This is a genomic window from Bacillus sp. V2I10, assembly GCF_030817055.1.
In the GTDB taxonomy this organism is placed as follows: domain Bacteria; phylum Bacillota; class Bacilli; order Bacillales; family Bacillaceae; genus Bacillus_P.
In genome coordinates this window covers 4,303,830-4,321,827 of record NZ_JAUSYV010000001.1, presented here as the reverse complement: position 1 = coordinate 4,321,827, position 17,998 = coordinate 4,303,830, and the positions used below count along the sequence as shown (strand labels likewise).

23 protein-coding genes are annotated in these 17,998 nt (G+C 35.9%); 6 read left to right on the top strand and 17 right to left on the bottom strand.

Annotation, left to right across the window (positions count from 1 at the left end; all coding sequences use genetic code 11):
• Positions 1 to 50 precede the first annotated feature (50 nt).
• Positions 51 to 173 (top strand): hypothetical protein, encoded by a 123-nt coding sequence (locus QFZ72_RS21965; RefSeq protein ID WP_307437823.1) that lies wholly within the window; start codon positions 51 to 53, stop codon positions 171 to 173.
• A 984-nt stretch (positions 174 to 1,157) separates the two neighbouring features.
• Here QFZ72_RS21965 and QFZ72_RS21960 read toward each other — a convergent pair.
• The 3 genes from QFZ72_RS21960 to QFZ72_RS21950 form a co-directional block, all read right to left on the bottom strand.
• Positions 1,158 to 2,090, bottom strand: coding sequence for a DMT family transporter (locus QFZ72_RS21960; protein WP_307437821.1), 933 nt, complete (start codon positions 2,088 to 2,090; stop codon positions 1,158 to 1,160).
• A gap of 747 nt (positions 2,091 to 2,837) precedes the next feature.
• On the bottom strand, positions 2,838 to 3,692 hold the full coding sequence (locus tag QFZ72_RS21955) for an oxidoreductase (RefSeq protein WP_307437818.1): 855 nt from the start codon (positions 3,690 to 3,692) through the stop codon (positions 2,838 to 2,840).
• Positions 3,693 to 3,728: 36 nt separating this feature from the next.
• Positions 3,729 to 4,277: an NAD(P)H-dependent oxidoreductase gene (locus QFZ72_RS21950; RefSeq protein ID WP_307437815.1), complete on the bottom strand. Its 549-nt coding sequence runs from the start codon at positions 4,275 to 4,277 to the stop codon at positions 3,729 to 3,731.
• A gap of 369 nt (positions 4,278 to 4,646) precedes the next feature.
• Between QFZ72_RS21950 and QFZ72_RS21945 the strand changes: the two genes are divergently transcribed.
• Positions 4,647 to 5,525: a helix-turn-helix domain-containing protein gene (locus tag QFZ72_RS21945; protein WP_307437814.1), complete on the top strand. Its 879-nt coding sequence runs from the start codon at positions 4,647 to 4,649 to the stop codon at positions 5,523 to 5,525.
• 844 nt (positions 5,526 to 6,369) lie between these two features.
• On the opposite strand, the gene QFZ72_RS21940 is transcribed toward QFZ72_RS21945, so the two are convergent.
• From QFZ72_RS21940 to QFZ72_RS21895, 11 genes are all read right to left on the bottom strand, one after another.
• The gene (locus QFZ72_RS21940) at positions 6,370 to 6,573 is read right to left on the bottom strand and encodes a hypothetical protein (protein ID WP_307437812.1); all 204 of its coding nucleotides are present in this window, start codon (positions 6,571 to 6,573) and stop codon (positions 6,370 to 6,372) included.
• Entirely contained in the window at positions 6,570 to 7,673 is a 1,104-nt protein-coding gene (locus QFZ72_RS21935) for a GerAB/ArcD/ProY family transporter (protein WP_307437807.1), read from the bottom strand. The genes QFZ72_RS21940 and QFZ72_RS21935 overlap by 4 nt, the downstream gene beginning before the upstream one ends.
• Positions 7,674 to 7,677: 4 nt before the next feature.
• Positions 7,678 to 8,814, bottom strand: a complete 1,137-nt coding sequence (locus QFZ72_RS21930) for a Ger(x)C family spore germination protein (RefSeq protein ID WP_307437806.1) — start codon at positions 8,812 to 8,814, stop codon at positions 7,678 to 7,680.
• A 14-nt stretch (positions 8,815 to 8,828) separates the two neighbouring features.
• A complete protein-coding gene (locus QFZ72_RS21925) occupies positions 8,829 to 10,271 on the bottom strand; it encodes a spore germination protein (protein ID WP_307437803.1) in 1,443 nt (480 codons plus the stop codon).
• A 393-nt stretch (positions 10,272 to 10,664) separates the two neighbouring features.
• Complete coding sequence (locus tag QFZ72_RS21920) at positions 10,665 to 11,135, bottom strand: hypothetical protein (protein WP_307437801.1); 471 nt, start codon at positions 11,133 to 11,135, stop codon at positions 10,665 to 10,667.
• Positions 11,136 to 11,157: 22 nt separating this feature from the next.
• On the bottom strand, positions 11,158 to 11,634 hold the full coding sequence (locus tag QFZ72_RS21915) for a CBO0543 family protein (RefSeq protein ID WP_307437799.1): 477 nt from the start codon (positions 11,632 to 11,634) through the stop codon (positions 11,158 to 11,160).
• Between the two features lie 594 nt (positions 11,635 to 12,228).
• Positions 12,229 to 12,489, bottom strand: coding sequence for a helix-turn-helix domain-containing protein (locus tag QFZ72_RS29620; RefSeq protein WP_373464620.1), 261 nt, complete (start codon positions 12,487 to 12,489; stop codon positions 12,229 to 12,231).
• A 155-nt stretch (positions 12,490 to 12,644) separates the two neighbouring features.
• Positions 12,645 to 12,851 carry a hypothetical protein gene (locus tag QFZ72_RS21910; protein WP_307437797.1) on the bottom strand — a complete coding sequence of 69 codons (207 nt, stop codon included), beginning with the start codon at positions 12,849 to 12,851 and terminating at the stop codon, positions 12,645 to 12,647.
• A gap of 88 nt (positions 12,852 to 12,939) precedes the next feature.
• The gene (locus tag QFZ72_RS21905) at positions 12,940 to 13,176 is read right to left on the bottom strand and encodes a YolD-like family protein (RefSeq protein WP_307437796.1); all 237 of its coding nucleotides are present in this window, start codon (positions 13,174 to 13,176) and stop codon (positions 12,940 to 12,942) included.
• Positions 13,177 to 13,275: 99 nt separating this feature from the next.
• Entirely contained in the window at positions 13,276 to 13,407 is a 132-nt protein-coding gene (locus QFZ72_RS21900; RefSeq protein ID WP_307437793.1) for a hypothetical protein, read from the bottom strand.
• 111 nt (positions 13,408 to 13,518) lie between these two features.
• On the bottom strand, positions 13,519 to 13,728 hold the full coding sequence (locus QFZ72_RS21895; RefSeq protein WP_307437791.1) for a helix-turn-helix transcriptional regulator: 210 nt from the start codon (positions 13,726 to 13,728) through the stop codon (positions 13,519 to 13,521).
• A 186-nt stretch (positions 13,729 to 13,914) separates the two neighbouring features.
• Between QFZ72_RS21895 and QFZ72_RS21890 the strand changes: the two genes are divergently transcribed.
• On the top strand, positions 13,915 to 14,052 hold the full coding sequence (locus QFZ72_RS21890; RefSeq protein ID WP_307437789.1) for a hypothetical protein: 138 nt from the start codon (positions 13,915 to 13,917) through the stop codon (positions 14,050 to 14,052).
• A 128-nt stretch (positions 14,053 to 14,180) separates the two neighbouring features.
• On the opposite strand, the gene QFZ72_RS21885 is transcribed toward QFZ72_RS21890, so the two are convergent.
• Genes QFZ72_RS21885 through QFZ72_RS21875 form a run of 3 tightly spaced genes read right to left on the bottom strand, consistent with a single transcriptional unit; the run spans position 14,181 to position 15,673 of the window.
• Entirely contained in the window at positions 14,181 to 14,687 is a 507-nt protein-coding gene (locus QFZ72_RS21885; RefSeq protein WP_307437788.1) for an SMI1/KNR4 family protein, read from the bottom strand.
• Positions 14,688 to 14,712: 25 nt separating this feature from the next.
• Entirely contained in the window at positions 14,713 to 15,339 is a 627-nt protein-coding gene (locus QFZ72_RS21880; RefSeq protein WP_307437785.1) for an HNH endonuclease signature motif containing protein, read from the bottom strand.
• A 4-nt stretch (positions 15,340 to 15,343) separates the two neighbouring features.
• Positions 15,344 to 15,673, bottom strand: a complete 330-nt coding sequence (locus QFZ72_RS21875) for a hypothetical protein (RefSeq protein ID WP_307437782.1) — start codon at positions 15,671 to 15,673, stop codon at positions 15,344 to 15,346.
• Between the two features lie 1,070 nt (positions 15,674 to 16,743).
• Between QFZ72_RS21875 and QFZ72_RS21870 the strand changes: the two genes are divergently transcribed.
• The 3 genes from QFZ72_RS21870 to QFZ72_RS21860 all read left to right on the top strand — a co-directional run bounded on the left by QFZ72_RS21870 (position 16,744) and on the right by QFZ72_RS21860 (position 17,996).
• Positions 16,744 to 17,058: a hypothetical protein gene (locus QFZ72_RS21870; protein WP_307437780.1), complete on the top strand. Its 315-nt coding sequence runs from the start codon at positions 16,744 to 16,746 to the stop codon at positions 17,056 to 17,058.
• 286 nt (positions 17,059 to 17,344) lie between these two features.
• The gene (locus tag QFZ72_RS21865; protein WP_307437778.1) at positions 17,345 to 17,572 is read left to right on the top strand and encodes a hypothetical protein; all 228 of its coding nucleotides are present in this window, start codon (positions 17,345 to 17,347) and stop codon (positions 17,570 to 17,572) included.
• Positions 17,573 to 17,585: 13 nt separating this feature from the next.
• Positions 17,586 to 17,996: a YhfM domain-containing protein gene (locus tag QFZ72_RS21860; RefSeq protein WP_307437775.1), complete on the top strand. Its 411-nt coding sequence runs from the start codon at positions 17,586 to 17,588 to the stop codon at positions 17,994 to 17,996.
• Positions 17,997 to 17,998: the final 2 nt, after the last annotated feature.

The window sequence follows — 17,998 nt, the reverse complement described above, 5'->3', positions numbered from 1 at the left end:
TCTCCGATTGTGCGATTGCACCGGAATGCCTCAAGCAGGAATCGCTCAAAATGTCACTGCAGCCCGCAGTCGAGAATGCAATCATGCATGGGATGAGCCGCATGCATTCCAGCGACGGAAATCTTGTCATTACGATCTCTGCCGTCCGGCGTGATCAAACAGAGATTTCATGATGTAGTTTTGGGGTTTTCTTGCCTTGTTTTTTGGAAATACTCTAAATAAGCGATTTTACGGAAGAACTACCTGGTTGGCAGACTAGGTGGTTCTTCTTTTTTTGGTGACACCAAGCCAACTATGACAATACCAATTTTAAAATTGGAGTCTGACGTTAAAAAGCCGGCGAAATCTTCAATCAAGCTGTATAGATCGGCAACCAAACTTAATAAACTCAAAATTTCTATGTTCCCCACCTCCATTCCCCACAGTATTAGGGGTAGTACCAGCGTAGTTGACACCACCCGCAAAGTAGATGTTAATAATCGGTAAAAAAATTAAACCGTAATTCGAAGTAAAGTTCCGTTTCTGTTCATGGTAATGAAACTTGGTTTGATTGTAACAGGATTTCCCTTCTTATCTAGCGGACAAAGGATCTTAGAAAGAAAATAAAGTTCCGATACTCACCGTTTCAGGAACTTTTCACCTTCTTACTTTGCTGTCTGTGTCAGCTACGCTGGTAAGTTCACAACTGGAATATTTTTATGGTTGTAAATACTGATTTGTTGGCGGTACACATAAAAGAGAGAATGAAATCTCTAAATTTTTTTTGATTTTTTTGAGGGGAAATTCAAGAAAAAAATTTTAAAAATAAAACTTTTATTTCGATATTCCGTCTAAGTAGTGAACATCAAGAAATGGAGGGGGGATAAATTTGTCGGAGTACAGAAAAGAAGAAATTGCAGATTGGTATGACCAACATAGTAAATCAGTTTTAACCTTTATATTATTGATGGTTAAAGATTATCAACAAGCAGAAGATTAGACAGTTAAGAAGTAGCGCCAATATATTTTAAAACCCACGCTAATACATTTTATGAAACAAAAAAGACGATTTTCCCAACTCTAAGAGGGAAATCGTCTTTTCTAGAAAGCACTCTTTATAAGTTCCGTTATCTATATATAACTTCTGGCTTTTATATAGATCTAAAACAGGTCTTACCTCAAATGTGGCTGTTATCATTAACGCTTTTGGATGTTAAAGCTTTAAAAGCATATATCTCCTTTTTAAGTTTCATATTTACAAGCGCAATACTAAGCGCGACCAAGATAATTCCTACGAAAAGATTAAGTGTAACTGCTTCATGTAGAAATAAGGAACTTCCTAAAATAGAAATAACAGGGATTAAAAAAGTATAAGTTGATACTTTGCTTGCCTCCCCGGAACTAATCAGTGTAAAGAAAACAAGCCAACCAAGTGCAATCACAAATATCGAGATAAATAATAAGACTAGTATAAACGGTATGTTCCATGAAATAGACGACCAGCTTTCCGTTACCGTTCCAGCTGCAAGCAGGAACAGTCCCCCAATAATAATATGAAGCGTAGTAAGCCAAATTCCATCTACTTTTTGTGCTGTTTTTTTCATATACACCGTACCTAATGCCCAACTAAGAGCAGAACCTAAAGCAAGTAGAACGCCGATAATCGAAATGTGTCCAGCTAATCCTCCTAAACAAATGACAACGACACCTGCAAAACCTAAAATTAACCCAACTGCTTTAAGAGTGTACATAGATTCACCCAGCCAAATCCACGAGAATACACTCAATAAAACTGGTTGAAGAAAAACAATCGAAGTAAAAAGTCCTGCCGGTAAATAATTTAAGCCGACAGTTTGAAGACCGTAAAATAAAATAATATTTAAGAACGCAGATACAAAGTAAATTGGCCATGTTTCTTTAAAACGAAGCATTTTATATCTTGGAATGGCAATGATAAGTAAGATAAGTCCACCTATAAATAATCGCATCCCTGCAAATAATAGTGGAGGTGAATAATTTAAGGAAAATTTAGTCATAGGCCAGTTTATCCCCCACATGATAACGAGAAAAGCGAGAAAAAGGAAATTTTTCACTTTAATATGGTGCTTCATACTAATATAACGCCTCCCTAGTCTGATTACCTTATACATGGTACTATATTTATAAATATAAATAAGATGAAATATTATAATAGAGGGTATAAGATATTACTTATGATGACGTTTTCGCAATTGCAGATGTTAGTTACAGCAATAGACACGGCCGAAGCAGCCACCGATCTTAAACTCAAGCACCCGTTACTTTAAGTACAATTATTCACAAACTATCAAAAAAGGAACGTCATTGCACTAAACTGCTTTTTTAGGCCACCAAGATTGGTAGCTGGATTTTTAAGGCAAGCATCCGTTAGCTAACAAATGATGATGAAATATTTTTTATTAATCCCTAAGTAGTTTACCTTCCTGTAATCACTTAATTGTTGGGTAAACATTACTGAAAAGGATAAAACGGACCCTTTGAGAAAAAAGACTTATAGCCCACTCACCAATCACTTACAGAAATTGGTGGATGAGTCACGACGAAGAAGTAGAAGTCCGAAGTTAAAAAGGCGAAGACTCGAAATAAGAAATTACACCAAAAAATATATCAGTGAAATGGGTGTATACGAATAACTGTGAAAAAATTGTATTTTTTACCAGTCAAACTTTAGATAACCTCCCATTTTGTTCTGTTAACTTAAGCATTACATGAAATGGGAGGCTTTATTCTGATATATTACTTGTATCTCCGTCAGAGTTGGGCTTAATTATCCAAAGATGAGCCCATCAAGTCTTAATAAGATTTCATTTCAGCCATTTTTATTGAACATTTACATCATCATGATCTGTACCTGTAATCACGTCATACCAAGCTTCAATATCCTTTTCAAAATTAGCCGTCTTTTCCCGGTATCTTTGCAGCGAATCCTTGCCAAGCGGCAAGTGAACCGGCGGCTTCTCCGCGTTGGCAGCCTTCACGATTGCCTTGGCCAACTTGACAGGATCGCCCGGTTGTTTCTTATTTGCCTGAGTAGCGAATTTTCTCATCTCTCCTACCGTTTGGTCATAATCCGGAATGATGTGACCTGAGCGCGTTAGTGACGCAGCATCCAGAAATTCCGTACGGAAGAAGCCCGGGGCTACTACGGTCGCATGAATTCCAAGCGGAGCCAATTCCAATGCAAGTGCCTCTGTTAATCCTTCAACAGCGAACTTGGTTGAACCGTATACGCCCCAGCCGATATAACCGCTCAATCCTCCAACGGACGAGATATTGATGATATGTCCGGAACGTTTTTTACGCATATGAGGCAGGACTGCCCGGGTCACATTCAACAAACCAAAGACATTGGTTTCGAAATTTTTCCTAACCTCATCAGCAGTAGCTTCTTCAACGGCACTCAGCAGCCCGTATCCTGCATTATTGACAAGAACATCAATTTGGCCGAATTTCTGTACGGCTTGATTCGCAGCTGCAATTGCCTGTTGTTCATCGGTAATATCCAGAAGAACAACTTGAAGATTCTCCGGATTTCCTAATTTATCAGCTAAAGACTCCGCCGATCTACGGACTGTCGCAACAACGTTATCTCCGGTTTCCAACACAGCCTTCAGTATTTCCAAACCAATGCCCCTTGCTGCACCAGTAATAAACCAAACTTTTTGCTTTGTCATCTAGAAACCCATCCTTTTTGTTATTTTTGTTGTATGTTATCTACTTGGAAACCTAGGAATCTTATCAGCAAGCAGATATTCTGCATATTGCCGAGAGCTCTCAACTAATTCTCCCTCGCTTTTATCATCCGTATCAAAGATGGTAAAAGGCATCAACAAATCGGTTTCGATTAGATTGCTCGTAGCATGGAAAGGGCTAAGGAGTTCATGAATCGTATAGAGATCGCCTCCTCCAGGCTGATAATCCATTTCTGAACCACCGATAGAAATAGCCAGACCCAGCTCCTTCCCCCGCAGTTTCCCTCCTTTTGACGTGTAGCCCCAGCCATAAGTCAGTACATCATCCAGCCACTTCTTGAGAAGCGGAGGTGAACTATACCAATAGAACGGAAATTGAAAAATGATCCGATCATGCTGCATGGCAAGTTCTTGTTCTCTTTGAACATCAATCCGCCAATCCGGATAGGAAGCATATAGATCATGAACAGTGATCGTATCCGGATACTTCTTAACTTCCTCCAACCAAGTCTTATTCACGCGAGATGTGTCTAAGTTAGGATGAGCAACAATAACCAATGTCTTCATCATTTTTCCTCCCTTCGTTTGATCTTATGCCTGCTTACAAGTAAACTTTATCGTACTTTAAGCGAGGGTGCTTATCTATGCAGTTCAAACCATTTGTCTATTTAGCTCAAGTTCGATGTCCAGCTACCTGCTGAATTGTAACCTGGGGAAACAAAAAGGTTTCTTAGAGTACCTTGATAAGAACAAGGCGATCGGTTGGGTGATTGACCATAATTTTTAACTCAACATTTCACCCCTTAAAATAGTAGTAGGCGCCGTTTGATGGCCCATGCCAGCTTGCTGCTCTTAAGGTAGTTATTTTGAATCGCACTAGCAAAGTTGTACGGACTGGCTTAATATTATGTTATGGAATAGCGAGGAGGGGTATACATGATTGTACGTTCCGAAAAGATAATGAAAGTACCACAGGGTTTAACCAATGATGTTCATCAAATAGCGTTAAAGTTGAATGGGTTAACGGTCTTTGAGTCCTGCGTTTATATGGAAAGTAAAGCAGGCACTTTATTTCTAGAAGACCACCTGCTATTATTCGTGCTCAATGGTACATACACCGTTCGTTTTGGGAACCAAGTACATACTGTCCGCAAAGATGAAATGGTTTTATTGCAAAAATCTATTGTCATTGAATATGAGAAATCTGGCGAGGACGGATCGGAAAACCGTCTTGATTACATGATGTTTTTCTTGAAAGATGAAATACTAAACGATTTTATCAAAATGGCGAATGTAATGCCTGCTTATCCCTCGGTCATGGTCCCAATATCGGTCTTGTCAGTTAATGAAAGGCTCATTCACTTTATAGAATCGTTAAAACTGATGATTAAAGAACCAGACCGAATTAATCCTGGTTTAATTAAAATTAAATTGTTAGAGTTGTTGTTTGATCTCGCAGACGTAGATGACAAGTTATTGTTTCAGTTTTTGCAAATAAAACGCAAAGAAAAAAGGCATATTACTGAGATCATTGAAGAAAATATGTTCAATCCAGTATCTTTAAACGATCTTGCCTATTTGTCAGGGCGGAGTTTGTCATCCTTTAAACGTGATTTTCAATCGATCTACAACACTTCGCCCCTTCAATGGATTCGAAATTGCAGATTAGATCGTGCAAAGGAATTACTTGCAAATTCGGCATTGTCCGTTACAGATGTTTGCTACTCAACAGGATTTGAAAATGTGGCTCATTTCTCAAAGGTCTTTAAAAAAAGATTTGGCATACCTCCATCCATGGTAAGAGGGCGTCATTAGCAAACGTAAAATTAAACTGTACTGTATCTATAAAAGTAGTGTTTATTTACTTTATTAAGGCCTGAGTCGTTGTAGAGACTGAGGTCATTTTTTGAGCTAAATAAACAAATAAATCTAACTACTGAGAAAAGTGCTTGTAGTTAAAAAGCGGTATAGTGTACTCATGAAACCTCTTCTTACATAACTTGGCAAGTAAATGCTTGAGCATTATCTGAACCAAGTAAAGGTATGGGAAATATATTAGAGAAGCTATGGAGGAAACCAGATATTAATTGAACAATACCAGCTGTGGTTTAAGGGTTAAAAGAAAAAACCTATATTAATACAGGGTTTTATCAAACTATGTTTTAAATTATCAATCATTTTTATAAATTATCAAACTTTATTTTAAATCAACGGCAGATGAAAAGAATGGACTATGAAAAATAGCTTGTTCTTTTAGGGAATGAGTGAAATGAATAGCAAAATTGGGTGAGATAGGATGGAGAAGAGATCCAGCATGGCCAAGAAAATGACCCTATTCAAAGGAACCCGCAATTATCTTGTAAGAGTGGAGCAAGACAAGGACTGGTGTGTTGTGAGAGAAGAGATTATCTCCTCCTCAGAAACTTTCAACTCTACAAAGTACGGATGGCCAAAGTTAACCTTAGATGCCGACATCCCTTTCTAAATAGGAAGGGAAGTTTAAGTTGCTATGCACATTGCTAATCTTAGCTGGTGCAATGTGCAAAAGAATCAAAAAATCCACAAACCAGTCTAGCAGGTAAAGCAGAAAATAGATCATGAATATATTTATTTAATCTGGAACTGCTGATACCAATATGAGTGTGAAACAAATTTGTAACTATCTAAATTTATTAATAATCAATGCGATGAACTTATTTAAATCAAGTGGATGATGTACGATGATGCTCCCCCAGAGAATTCCCCCCACTGTTGTCACCCCGATAAAAATAAACCATTCCTTTTTATTCAACTTTCGTACTCGGTTTAATATCATCAAACCACCGCTGAGAAACAGTATATATAAGCCTAACATTGCGATCATGCTGGTTTGTCTCTCCTCTGTATTTTATATAGCGTCTGTAACCAAGAACCAATAATCAGAATGGTCGGAACAATGAGGGCGAACAACATATAGTAGCTAAATAAATAATTTTCAATCCATTCGATGTTCTCTATCACGTTGGCAAATAAAAGAGAGTAAGCGGAGATGATCCATACTAGCGGAAAGGCTACTATGTCACGTCTTTCAATTTTGAATAGCTGGCAAAGGCCGAGGACTGCACAATAAAACAATAAGCTTAATTTTAGACATAATAAAAGAAGGATATTAATCGAAAGAATCGCTTCTAAATGTTCCAAAAACCCCGAAAACTGCATTTCACGAAAAATGGTGTAAACTGGGTATATAAGATGTGAGCCTCGATCGACTCCTAAAATGCCAATCGTCATGTATACACAGATAGAAAGGACAACACCAGCGGAGCTAATTCCTAAAAAAAATGCCGTTTTCAATCTGCTCTTAACAAAAGGGAAGAGCATCATGAACATGATGGTTTCCATAAAAGGAAACGCAAGTGCATATTTTGTATGGAGGACCGTAGTCCAAAGGTGAAAGTCAAAAGGGACATGGAAAGTCCGCAAGTCCCAATCCTTTAGCATTACCGTGAAGGGAATCCAGAAAGCCACAATAATATACGGCGTAACAAGCTCACTAACCATTGCGATCGACTCAATTCCTTTTACGACGGCATATGCACAAACGAGCAACATCACTACATTGAAAATAGAAAGGGGAGTTCGTGGCATAAGATTATTATGCATAAAATCACTTAAGTTACGTGTTACCCAAGATGCAATTTGGATGAAATAGAGGATGTAAAGAATGGCGATCAATCCACCAGCCCATTTACCAAGGACTTGTATCGCAATCTGAACGAGGCTTTTTCCAGGGTAAAGTTTGGATAAGTATAACCAAAAACCCGCCAAAACCAACCCGTACAAAAACGACCAAACACAAACAATCCAGCTGTACTGCTTTGCATCTTCCATAAGTTTTCCTGGTAACATAAGGAACGTTGTAGCACAGACAAAAGTAAAAGTTAAAGTGATCATCTGCCATCCACTTAATCGAGCATTTTCCATTTTCTTATTCACTCTTTTCTACTTTGTATGGGGATCCTGTATTTCCTATGGTTGTTACCTTGGAGTTCACCACAAACTTAACAGGAAACTCTTTCCAATTTTTAATATTAACGCCTTCATCCTGAATGCCTAACAGATCCCAGTCTTTATCTTTACCCAACTGATCAAGGGACATTGCTTTCTCTTCCAGCGTTCGATTAAATGCCGATTCTACTTCATGAAGATTGTCTGCGGTCATTGGTTTAGGTTGTTTACTGTTAACAATCCGCAGTTCAGCACGAAACTGTATAGTTAGACGAGAGGAAGAACGGTCGAATTCCCTATTCATTTTCACACCCTGCACCTCTACATCGACTTTCTCTCCATTCACTTCAATCGATTCTACAAATTTCTTAAGCTTGTCATTCAAGATATAAAAATACTTTTTTGTATCCAAATCAATTCGGCCAACCATGCGGGCATTAAGGAAAACCGCTCCATCCTCAAAACTCATAGCCTGTGTACTTGCGTTGATGTTTTCCAATCTATCTGTTTTAGAAGCAGGCTGTTCGCTTTTATAGTGTAGAATCGGAATGATTGTCGGTTGATGATAATTAATCCCTTTTGCCAAATCTCTAAAACGTGTAGGCATAATACCGTTACGAAAACTGCGTGCATGAAGGTCAAACATTGATTTAACAAACCGGCCTGGCACTCTTTCCAGAAAGGTATAACTGTTCATGACTGTGGATAGCGGGGAATCTGTCACTACAATATTCACATTCGTCCGACGTTCAGGATCACGTTCCAGAAAGTTAATTAAATCTAATAAACCTTGTTGAGCATACCGTTCAGATACGATATATAACTGTACATGAGGGGTGTAAAACAACCTTGGCATTACCGTGATTGTTTGTTCCGCAAATCTCCCGGAACTATATTCCTTTAATTCATATGTATAAACGGCGCCACCACTTGCGCCACCTGATTTGGTTGAAAGGCCTGAGGGGTTAATAATTTGGTAATAAGCCGTAATCATTCCCGTACTCGGGTCTTTGTCGGCTCCAGCTATGTTGACAATCGCTAATTGATTGATTTCCTTCATATCCCAGCAGCCAGAACAGAACAAGAGAATTAATAATGTAAGATAGGATCTTCTCATTCTTCACCCTCCTTTCATTTTTTTTCATAAAACGCACGAGGAATGCGTTTCAATAAAAATCGGGGGAACCGGACAAAAGTATCCTTCCAATCGGAAAGAGCCAATGGTGCCAGTGGGGTCATATACTTGACTCCAAAAGATCGTATCGATACTAAATGAATTAAAAGAAAATATAAGCCAACCATGATTCCAAAGAAACCCAGGAACCCAGCTAATAGCATAAAAGAAAATTGAACAATTCTTTGAGCAATATTGAAACTGTAGTTAGGAGAGACGAAATTAGAGATAGCCGTAAAAGAAACAACAATAACCATCGCTGCCGAAATGAGTCCGGCTTCCACCGCTGCCTGTCCTAAAACGAGTGCGCCGACGATAGAGATGGATTGGCCGGCAATACGTGGCATACGAAGCCCGGCTTCACGTAAAATCTCGAATGTTACCATCATGATAATCGCTTCAATAACCGCGGGGAACGGCACTTCCTCACGTTGGGCTGCCAAGCTGATCAATAGTGAGGTTGGCAGTAATTCTTGGTGATAGCTTACCACTGCGATATAAAGAGATGGTACGAATATGGAAAACAAAAAAGCAAGCATGCGCAGCCAACGCGTGATTGTGGCAATATCTGCTCGCTGGTAATAGTCCTCTGGGGATGAAAACATTTGAAAAAAGGTTATGGGCCCGTATAAAACCATAGGTGTACCGTCCGTAATAAGCGCAACTTGTCCCTCGAGTAATTTTGCTGCAATAGAATCTGGTCTTTCTGTACTTACTAATTGAGGAAAGGGTGAAAATGTCTTATCTTGGATCCATTCTTCAATATAAGCGCTCTCCAAAATACTATCAGTTTGAATGGAATGAAGGCGACGACGGAACTCATCTAAAATTATCGCTGAGGCCACATTGTTGAGATAAGTTAGGTACACTTTCGTCCTTGTTGCTGATCCTATCGTAAATGGCTCAAATATTAGGTGTTCGTTTTTTAATCTCTTTCGGATCAGAGCGACATTTCTTGCTGCCTCTTCAACGAAACCCTCTCTTGGACCACGAACGGAAGCTTCTGCTGTTGGTTCCGAAATACTTCGAAATTGTTCATTTGAGACATCATAACTTAGATAAGTATTTCCACAGGCCGGAATAAGAAGACAATGACCTTCAAGAAGATCGGAAATACCTTCGTTGGATCCGGATAATTCTTTCCATTGAATAAGAGGGATTATTTTTTTCAACCAGTTAATAGGAGTATGTATTGACGCTTTTATGTTCTGATCGCCTTCAGAAATGGGCTTCAATAGCATTTCATCGACCTGATTCGTCGTTACGATCGATGCAAGATAAATGCAGTAAAGGCTGAATCCCTTAGTGACTTCTATTTTTTTACATATAAAATCAGGTGATTTTCCTAGACGTTCCGTGATTTCTTCAACAGTGAGACTAGCTTTGTTAACCCTTAACATAAAAAATCCCCACTTCTAATAAGACTACCTTCATTTTTTACTGTGGAGGGATTTATTATGCGAAATTTTTAAAAATAAAAAGTCTCGAAAATATTAATTGTATTATTGTAAAAGTGATAATAATGCTTTATCAATTTATTGAATTATTAATTTCTAAATAAAAATAACCACTTTTTCTTTAACAAAAAGTAGTTATTTTTATTTACAAAAGTTCACTAATAAAGATAGCTTTACTACTACCAAGGCATGATTATGTTTGTGTAAAATGAATATTTTTAGCCCTCTGAAATCCATTCTGTTTTTGTGAGTTAATATTTCATTTGAAATTTTCCTGATTGAATAATAGACACAAAAATTATCATGTTCTTAATATCCTTTTAGGAAGTTCACGTACTAATGGGGTCTAGATGTAAATTTTATTAAAAGAAAACGAATAATAAATCCAATTCCTAACCCTGGAATTAAATAAAGCATTGGAAGCCAAATCGGACCAAATAATATACCGAAAATTATATTTGGTGAGTACATAAGACCTACTGTGACAAAATAAGCTCCAAAAGCAAATGGAAGAAACGAGAATCGAGGATTTTCCCCTTCTGCAAATTTATAAGCATCATACATTGCATACATATATACACAAGGATAAAACATTAGCCATTGATAATTCACCGTTCCATAAGCCTCTGTTATTTTCCCTAAGAAGCTATACATAATGGCTTGATTAAATGAGCTCATTACATTAATAGTGAACTCTAAAATAATAAAGATTATTCCTTTTAACAGGTGCCCATTTAAAATTTGCCCAAAACCAGGTAAAGCAATGCTCCATAGGATGGCTTCTAACTTAACTGTTATTTTAACCATAATATCAACCTTTAATTATCGGTTATATTTGTTTTTGGTTTAATTTATCTAATTTCTTTAATAAACCGACTAAACCTCTAATTGTAAGCAAGGTAAAACTACAACTCCCAAAAGTATGTAGTGGTGACCATTTTTTCCATTTGAATAATCTGGAATTTCCCTCTAAATACCATTGACCTAAACTAAATGGAACACTAAATATTAAGCTCTTTAAAAGTATCTTACCTATATTATCGTTATACGATATTCTAACCCAGATGACACTTAAAATCGGAAAGAATAATACATCATAAATAATATTTGTTTTAAAGATTTTTGGAAAAGGGCGAACTGGATAAGAAATTCTTTGGGTTCCAACAACATAAGCATCAATAAGAGTTGCAAGAACTCCTTTTGTGAAAAAAACAAGTAAATTTTCCCTCATCTTTGAGCCTCTAAATAAAAATGGTAAGGAAAATATACACAGTACATTAAGTAGATTTAATAATTTTTTCTCCATAAAGATTCCATCCTTTCAAAGGATAAATTTGATACCTTTAAAATTTCCTATTTCAATAAGTTTTATCCTCCATTTATTTATTCGAAATCTCTTTTTAAAAAGGTAATTTTTACAACCGTATAATAAATCAAATCTTCTTTATACAATGCTCCATTCCTGAATTAAACAGTCCCTGATCTAGCAGTAAAATGGCCCGATTGTTGCAAAGAAACAAATACTCACTCTTCCACAATCCTGCCCTTGGGACTAGATCCCGTCCGTTATACTGTCCACCCCCTACTTGCAGAAACATGTTTGAGGCTGGTTGGGACAAAGATCCCGTATAACAAGCGAAGCTATGAAACTGTAAGATAGACAGGGGTTACCGGTAAAGGGTCAACAAGGATTTTTATTATAATGTCATTATTACTAAATGTACTAAAAGAAGTTGGAGGAGCTATATAATATAGAAAAAGCACCCTAAGTTATCAAAGGGTGCCTACTAGGTGCCGAAATTGATATTTTTAAGTATTATTGAGTGAATTTATAATTCAGTAAATAATGTTTTTATATGAATAAATAAAGAATAAATAGAAGGATATTATAGCGTAAACCCTAGCAATCTATGGGCGGCATGATGTAGTTTGACCTATAAAACCCTATTATACCAAGGGTTTGAAGGTTAAAAGCTCGGTTTAGTTGCCGAAAAGTTTCAAACCAATCACAAACTTTTACGATTTGATCAGCAGTCAAACGAGTTTTATCTCTTTCAATTGATACAAGAGTACTAACAGAAACATTAAGATAATGAGCCATTAATCCGAGGGGAATCCCACGTTCTTCTCTAAGTTGTCGAAGTTTCGTACCAACAATCATTTTAATCAGTCCTTTAAACATTTGTTATATATATTTATCGGCAAAAAATGTGGTATGTAAAGTAAAAAGCCCTTCTCTTAATTGAGAGGGCACTTATTAATTAACCACTTGTTCCCGGTTGTTTTAAAACGGGGCTGCCGCTCGTCCCCGGATCTTTAAAAATTGCTCCCCCGCCAACTCCTGGATCCTTCATAATGCTTCACCTCTTTCGCTTTCACTAAGTCGGTAATGTCTATTTGATTATATAGTACTTTGTAAAGATCTACTTCATAAATAAAATCACGTTTTACTTGTTTAAACCAGCCCAAAGCAACTCTTGCTGCTTCTTCATCTGGATTGTTATTAAATTCCCTTACGTTCACCTTGAAATACCCACATTGTAAAGTTTTCATTCCATTCACAAAATAATGGAGATCTATAACTATCTGGATCTTATCATCTTCTTTTGAGTTAGTAATACACATTTATTAATTTCTCAAATTTAACCCTCAAAATGTCATTGAACTCATTAACCGCACGTATTTCTTCATTTGTATCATCAACGTAGTGAACGAATCCAATAAAGTATTTAATTACATCATTTTGAAAATAAAGAAGTGTTAATTGCTGATTTCTTTCTAACGCAGCACAGATTGTATTGTTTATTTCAGTTTGTCTTTCATTTGTTAGGATAGAGTTTTTTATCATAAAATAACCCTCTTCAAATTTATTTGTTATATCTATTATACGAATACATGTTCTATTATCAAGTAAAAGAAAACCCTCTCACTTAAGAAAGGGTCTTTATTAAGGTATATCTAAAATCGTTTCAACATCATCTAAGCGATAATCAATATCTTCTAACTCGTATCTCAACTCTTCATTTTCCGATACTAATTCTTCGTTAAGTTCTTCTAATTCAATTAATCTGGCATTCATATCTTCTTTGTACTTGATTCATCAGTGCTTACAGTCTCTGCATTGAAAAAGTCTTTGGCAATAAATACAGCAGCTAAAAAGAAAATTCCCCATATGACATATCCTGCAATCTTACTCTTCATGTTTTTCCCTGTAATCGTAAAGATCTTCAACCGAAACTCCCAACAATCTGGACAATTTAAAAGCATCTTCTAATGTAGGCCTAGATTTACCGGAACACCATAAAGAAATTGTATTATTAGAAACCCCCATTAACTTTCTTACTTCTTCCCTACTGTAGGAAGATAATTCAATATATGGTTTAATCTTGATAATTAACATTTTATATCCTCCAAAATGCTTTTACCACTAATTTCTAATATGATCTCTATCTTGATGAAATTTCTGATATTGTTCAGCTTTTGGATTTAAACTAGTAAGATATTATAAAAGGAGCTCTAGCGATAAGTTGCTAGAGCTCCAACCTTCTGTTATTCTTTTGAAAAATACATTTAAAGGAAGATAGTTATGAAACCAAATCTTGATAAATCCACAATTGAATTAGTCAAAATGATTTCTTTAGTAGTTATAGCTGTAAGTACTGCTACTATTGCCTATCAATTTGATGATTTAATAGATGTACTTTCAGTCATAGGTAATAAATAATCTTTTTATCTATCTGATTTCAGAATGGATTAGTAAATACATAACAAAAATAAGAGCGTCCGCTGATTAGGCAGTCGCTCTTATTTTTGTTATCCTGTACTATAATAATTCTCTGCTGTGTAAATGTTCTATGACCAAAATATTTCACCTTTTGAAATAATGTATCGGTCTAAGAAAGTTTCAAAGTTAAGATTCAAAGGTGAAAGGTCTACAAACTCCAAGATGTTAAGGTAATTTGGATTTCCATTCTTTAGCTTATCTATATCTAAATATAAATAGCAATCTTCCAATAGGTGTGCAATGGGAATCCCCAATTCATTATACATCTCAATTTCTTGTAATTCCTTTATTTCATCTAAACTAAAGATTTTAAGGCCCCCGCCTATTTTTTGTCCGTCTTCATCAATAAACTGATAAATTCTTGCACCATTATGGAGTGTTAAGAATGCCTTGTAGTCCTCAGGAAGTTTGATGTTGTTCTCTTTTTCAAAGATTTCAACTTCTTTTAAATTGGTTGGAGAGTTGAAAGAACAAGCGACATCATAAACTTGACCTTCATATGAAATTTTTAACTGCCCCTTATCATTCAGCAATTCTTTGAGACCAGTTAGGGTATTTTTCACGAAATGACTCAATTCAGTTTATCCCTCCGTAACTTTATTAATATGAAGCCCACCAAGGAGTCACTGTTTTTTGATGAATTGTCGTAGGTAATGGAAACAAGTTGCCCATCGTATTATTTCCACCATATTTCAGTGGTAACTCATGGTGTATTTGCAAGGTTGTCCAATCCCATTTTGGGTCTCCATAATTTCTAATGTACCACGTTTTATACTTGCTAGGTAGAGCATAGTCTCTCTTGGTTCTTAATTCAACAGGAACTACTGCCATATTAGCTATCGATGGTTTCCACATGTAAGTATTATTATGGGTGTTACGGATTACAGGATATACTGCCGCCTTTTTATTCGCTAATACATCTACTGTTTGTCCTTGACTAGTCGATGGGTAAGAACCTGTCCAACCTACACTAGTATTATATGTTGATATCCAAAAGTTCGTAGATGTAGTTGTATAGACTTTAGTTGCTTTTTGACCTGCAAAAATCTCTGCACCTGTCCATTCTACATCAAAACCGACCATTCTAGAGTATGCGCCATCTACTGTTTTACCGTTGTATAAATCCCTTCCTAATAGCATGATAACAGGCTTTGTCCCAGTTATCGACTGTATCGTAGATGTCATAGTTATTGTTGATTTTGTGGCATCAAATATAGTGTCATGCACTGTTTTAAATCACATTTACTGGAGCATTTGGCTTAATGTCATTCTTGCTAGTGAAGTTCTTGCTACCTGTATTGTAAATGACTTCCTTCTGATTTTTATTGTACTGACTTTTTACTTCTTTTTTCAATACCTCAAATTCTTTAGCGCTTATCTGTGTCTGTGAACCATTCTGATTCGTTTTAAGATAAACACTCTCAGTCTTCTTAGTTACCGCAGGACTAGATACAATATACTTCTCTTCACCTGTAGCACTAGCACTCTTTCCACCTGCAAATGGCAAGAACGCACCTAAAACAAAAACAAGTGCCAGCAAAACTTTGGTAAACCTTTTCATTCCATTACCTCATCTCCCATTTTTTTACTTTCGTGACAATAATACCATAATATTGTAAATAAATGTTTAATAAAGTAATAATTTATCAGAATTTATTTTTTATTTACATTTTCTTAACCATTTTTCAATCAGTTAAAGATTGCACTTTATCAAATCAAAGGGTTTTATTATCATAAAAAATATTTTCTTATAAAATAAAAAATAAAAAACCCACCGTAATGGCAGGTTACTTTTTTTTTGATATTCTTCTTTGCTCTGATTCAGTGCGATTAACTTGCTTTTGCTCCTTTGGTAAGAATGTCAATGTATCCTTTGTTAATGGCAAAACCTGCAGCTGCTGGCTAGGATGCAGGAATAATCACAGAGAAAACAGTAAGTGCATTTGATCCTATTGTGGATTTGATTCAAGGGTTATCTTATCCTATAGGTCTAATCGTTATGATGTGTGGAGGTATCGTATAGATGATTGGAAATAAAGAAAAAGGTTTAGGTTTAATTACTAATGCTGGAATGGGGTATATCATTGTCCAAATGGTCCCATTAGGAATGAAATTATTGGTTGAGGTTGCTAAAATATTCTAAGTAAGAGCTCCATGAACTTTTTGCATAAATTTTGCATTATTATTTACAGATATGCTCATAAACCCTTATATATCAATGGTTTATGGATATAAGTAATACTCCCACCGTCGGAGTCAGACTAACGGATGGGCTCAAAGGCACCATAGTTCAACGAACTTCTTCGCCAGCCATTAAACATTATGGGCCCCGAACCCCATTTTCATTCTCTGTGGTGCAGCGTCGGTTTTGCGCTGCATGGATGGCTAACGGGTGCTTTTGTTCAATAAGGCTTTGTAATGATCTTCAGCAATCGGGCGCTTATCTGTAATAAGGTAAGTGTCCTTTTTAATGGAATAAAAGATTGAGTTAATCACCTAATTTTGAAATTATTGGTATTAAGCAATCTGGCAGGATTGTTGAATACATCTTTTTGAAAATGTTAGAAAATTGAAACTTCTTACACCTGAATTACGTATTTTAGATAATACGATAATAACGGGGGTGTAGTATTGAAGAAGTACATTTTTTTTGTCTTAGTAACACTAGTAATTGAGTCTTTATTAATTACTGGGACAATAGTTATTTGGGATACGCGTTTTCCAGAAACAATGTTCTTCGGTTCCTGTTTATTCATTTTTATTGCTTTTTTAATAAGTTCTTCAGGGGATTTCTTATCTAACTACTCTGAATACTCTGTTTTCGGGGCGATAGCAGGAAGTTATCAACCCAAGCGTGAAGAAACCTATTTGATTATTAGTCCATTTTTAGTTGGTTCTATTTTGTTTTTCATCAGCTATTTTATAATATATTATTTTATTTATTGAATGTTTTCCAGCAAAAAGATGCACTTAAATGCAACAGTAATAAACCTTATTCGTAGTGTGATTTTCTATTTAAGGGGGCGATTGAGTAGCAAAGTGTCGTCTCTTCTTATTGACGTAAAGGGCCAGATTGTTGTGTAACTTTTCAATGTAATTGGAGTTATATGTTAAAATGCAGCATAAAAATTGTGATGGATTTCACTTAAACTAACGGTGCAATTTAGTTGAAGAAGGAATTTGTATTTTCTTCCAGAATATAAATTATTAGAAATATAGAGGGGGAGTACAAATGAGTTTCTATTGGGTGGGCTTCATTTTTTGGTTTTTAATTGTTGCTTCATTCTTATTATTAATATTGGGTTTATGGAAAAAATCTTGGAAAGTTTTAATATGCAGTGGTATTTTACTTATTTTACCGTCATTATATTTTGGCGGTGCAGAGAATTGGTATAGACTGCTGGCTCTTTTTCCCGTAATCCCTTTTGTACTCGCTTATTATACAAAAAAGAGAGTTTAGTTCGAGGTGCATTATGAAAAAAAATATAAGTATTGCTTTTCTTTTTATGTTTTTGTTGTTAACTGCTTGTTCTGGACAAGAAAAAGGGGAATTAACAAGAGTAGATGTTCAAAAGGTTGATATAGAAGGAAATTACGAAGAAGTTGTAATGATATCTGATAACGAATCAATCGAGTTGTTAAAGAAAGCATTCGAACAAATCAAATGGGATAATAAAGTTGTTGATATGGCTAGAAAACCAGATGTAGAAGCGACTTTGTTTTATACTTTTGATAAAAATATGCCTGAAAGATTAGTTGAATATGAAATTTGGTTTAATGAAAGTGCAGGTACAGCAACGATTGTTAGCAATAATGAAAACGAAAGTTATGGAGAATTAGATAAGGATTATACAAGAACGCTTAAAAGCATTTTATTCAAGTAACG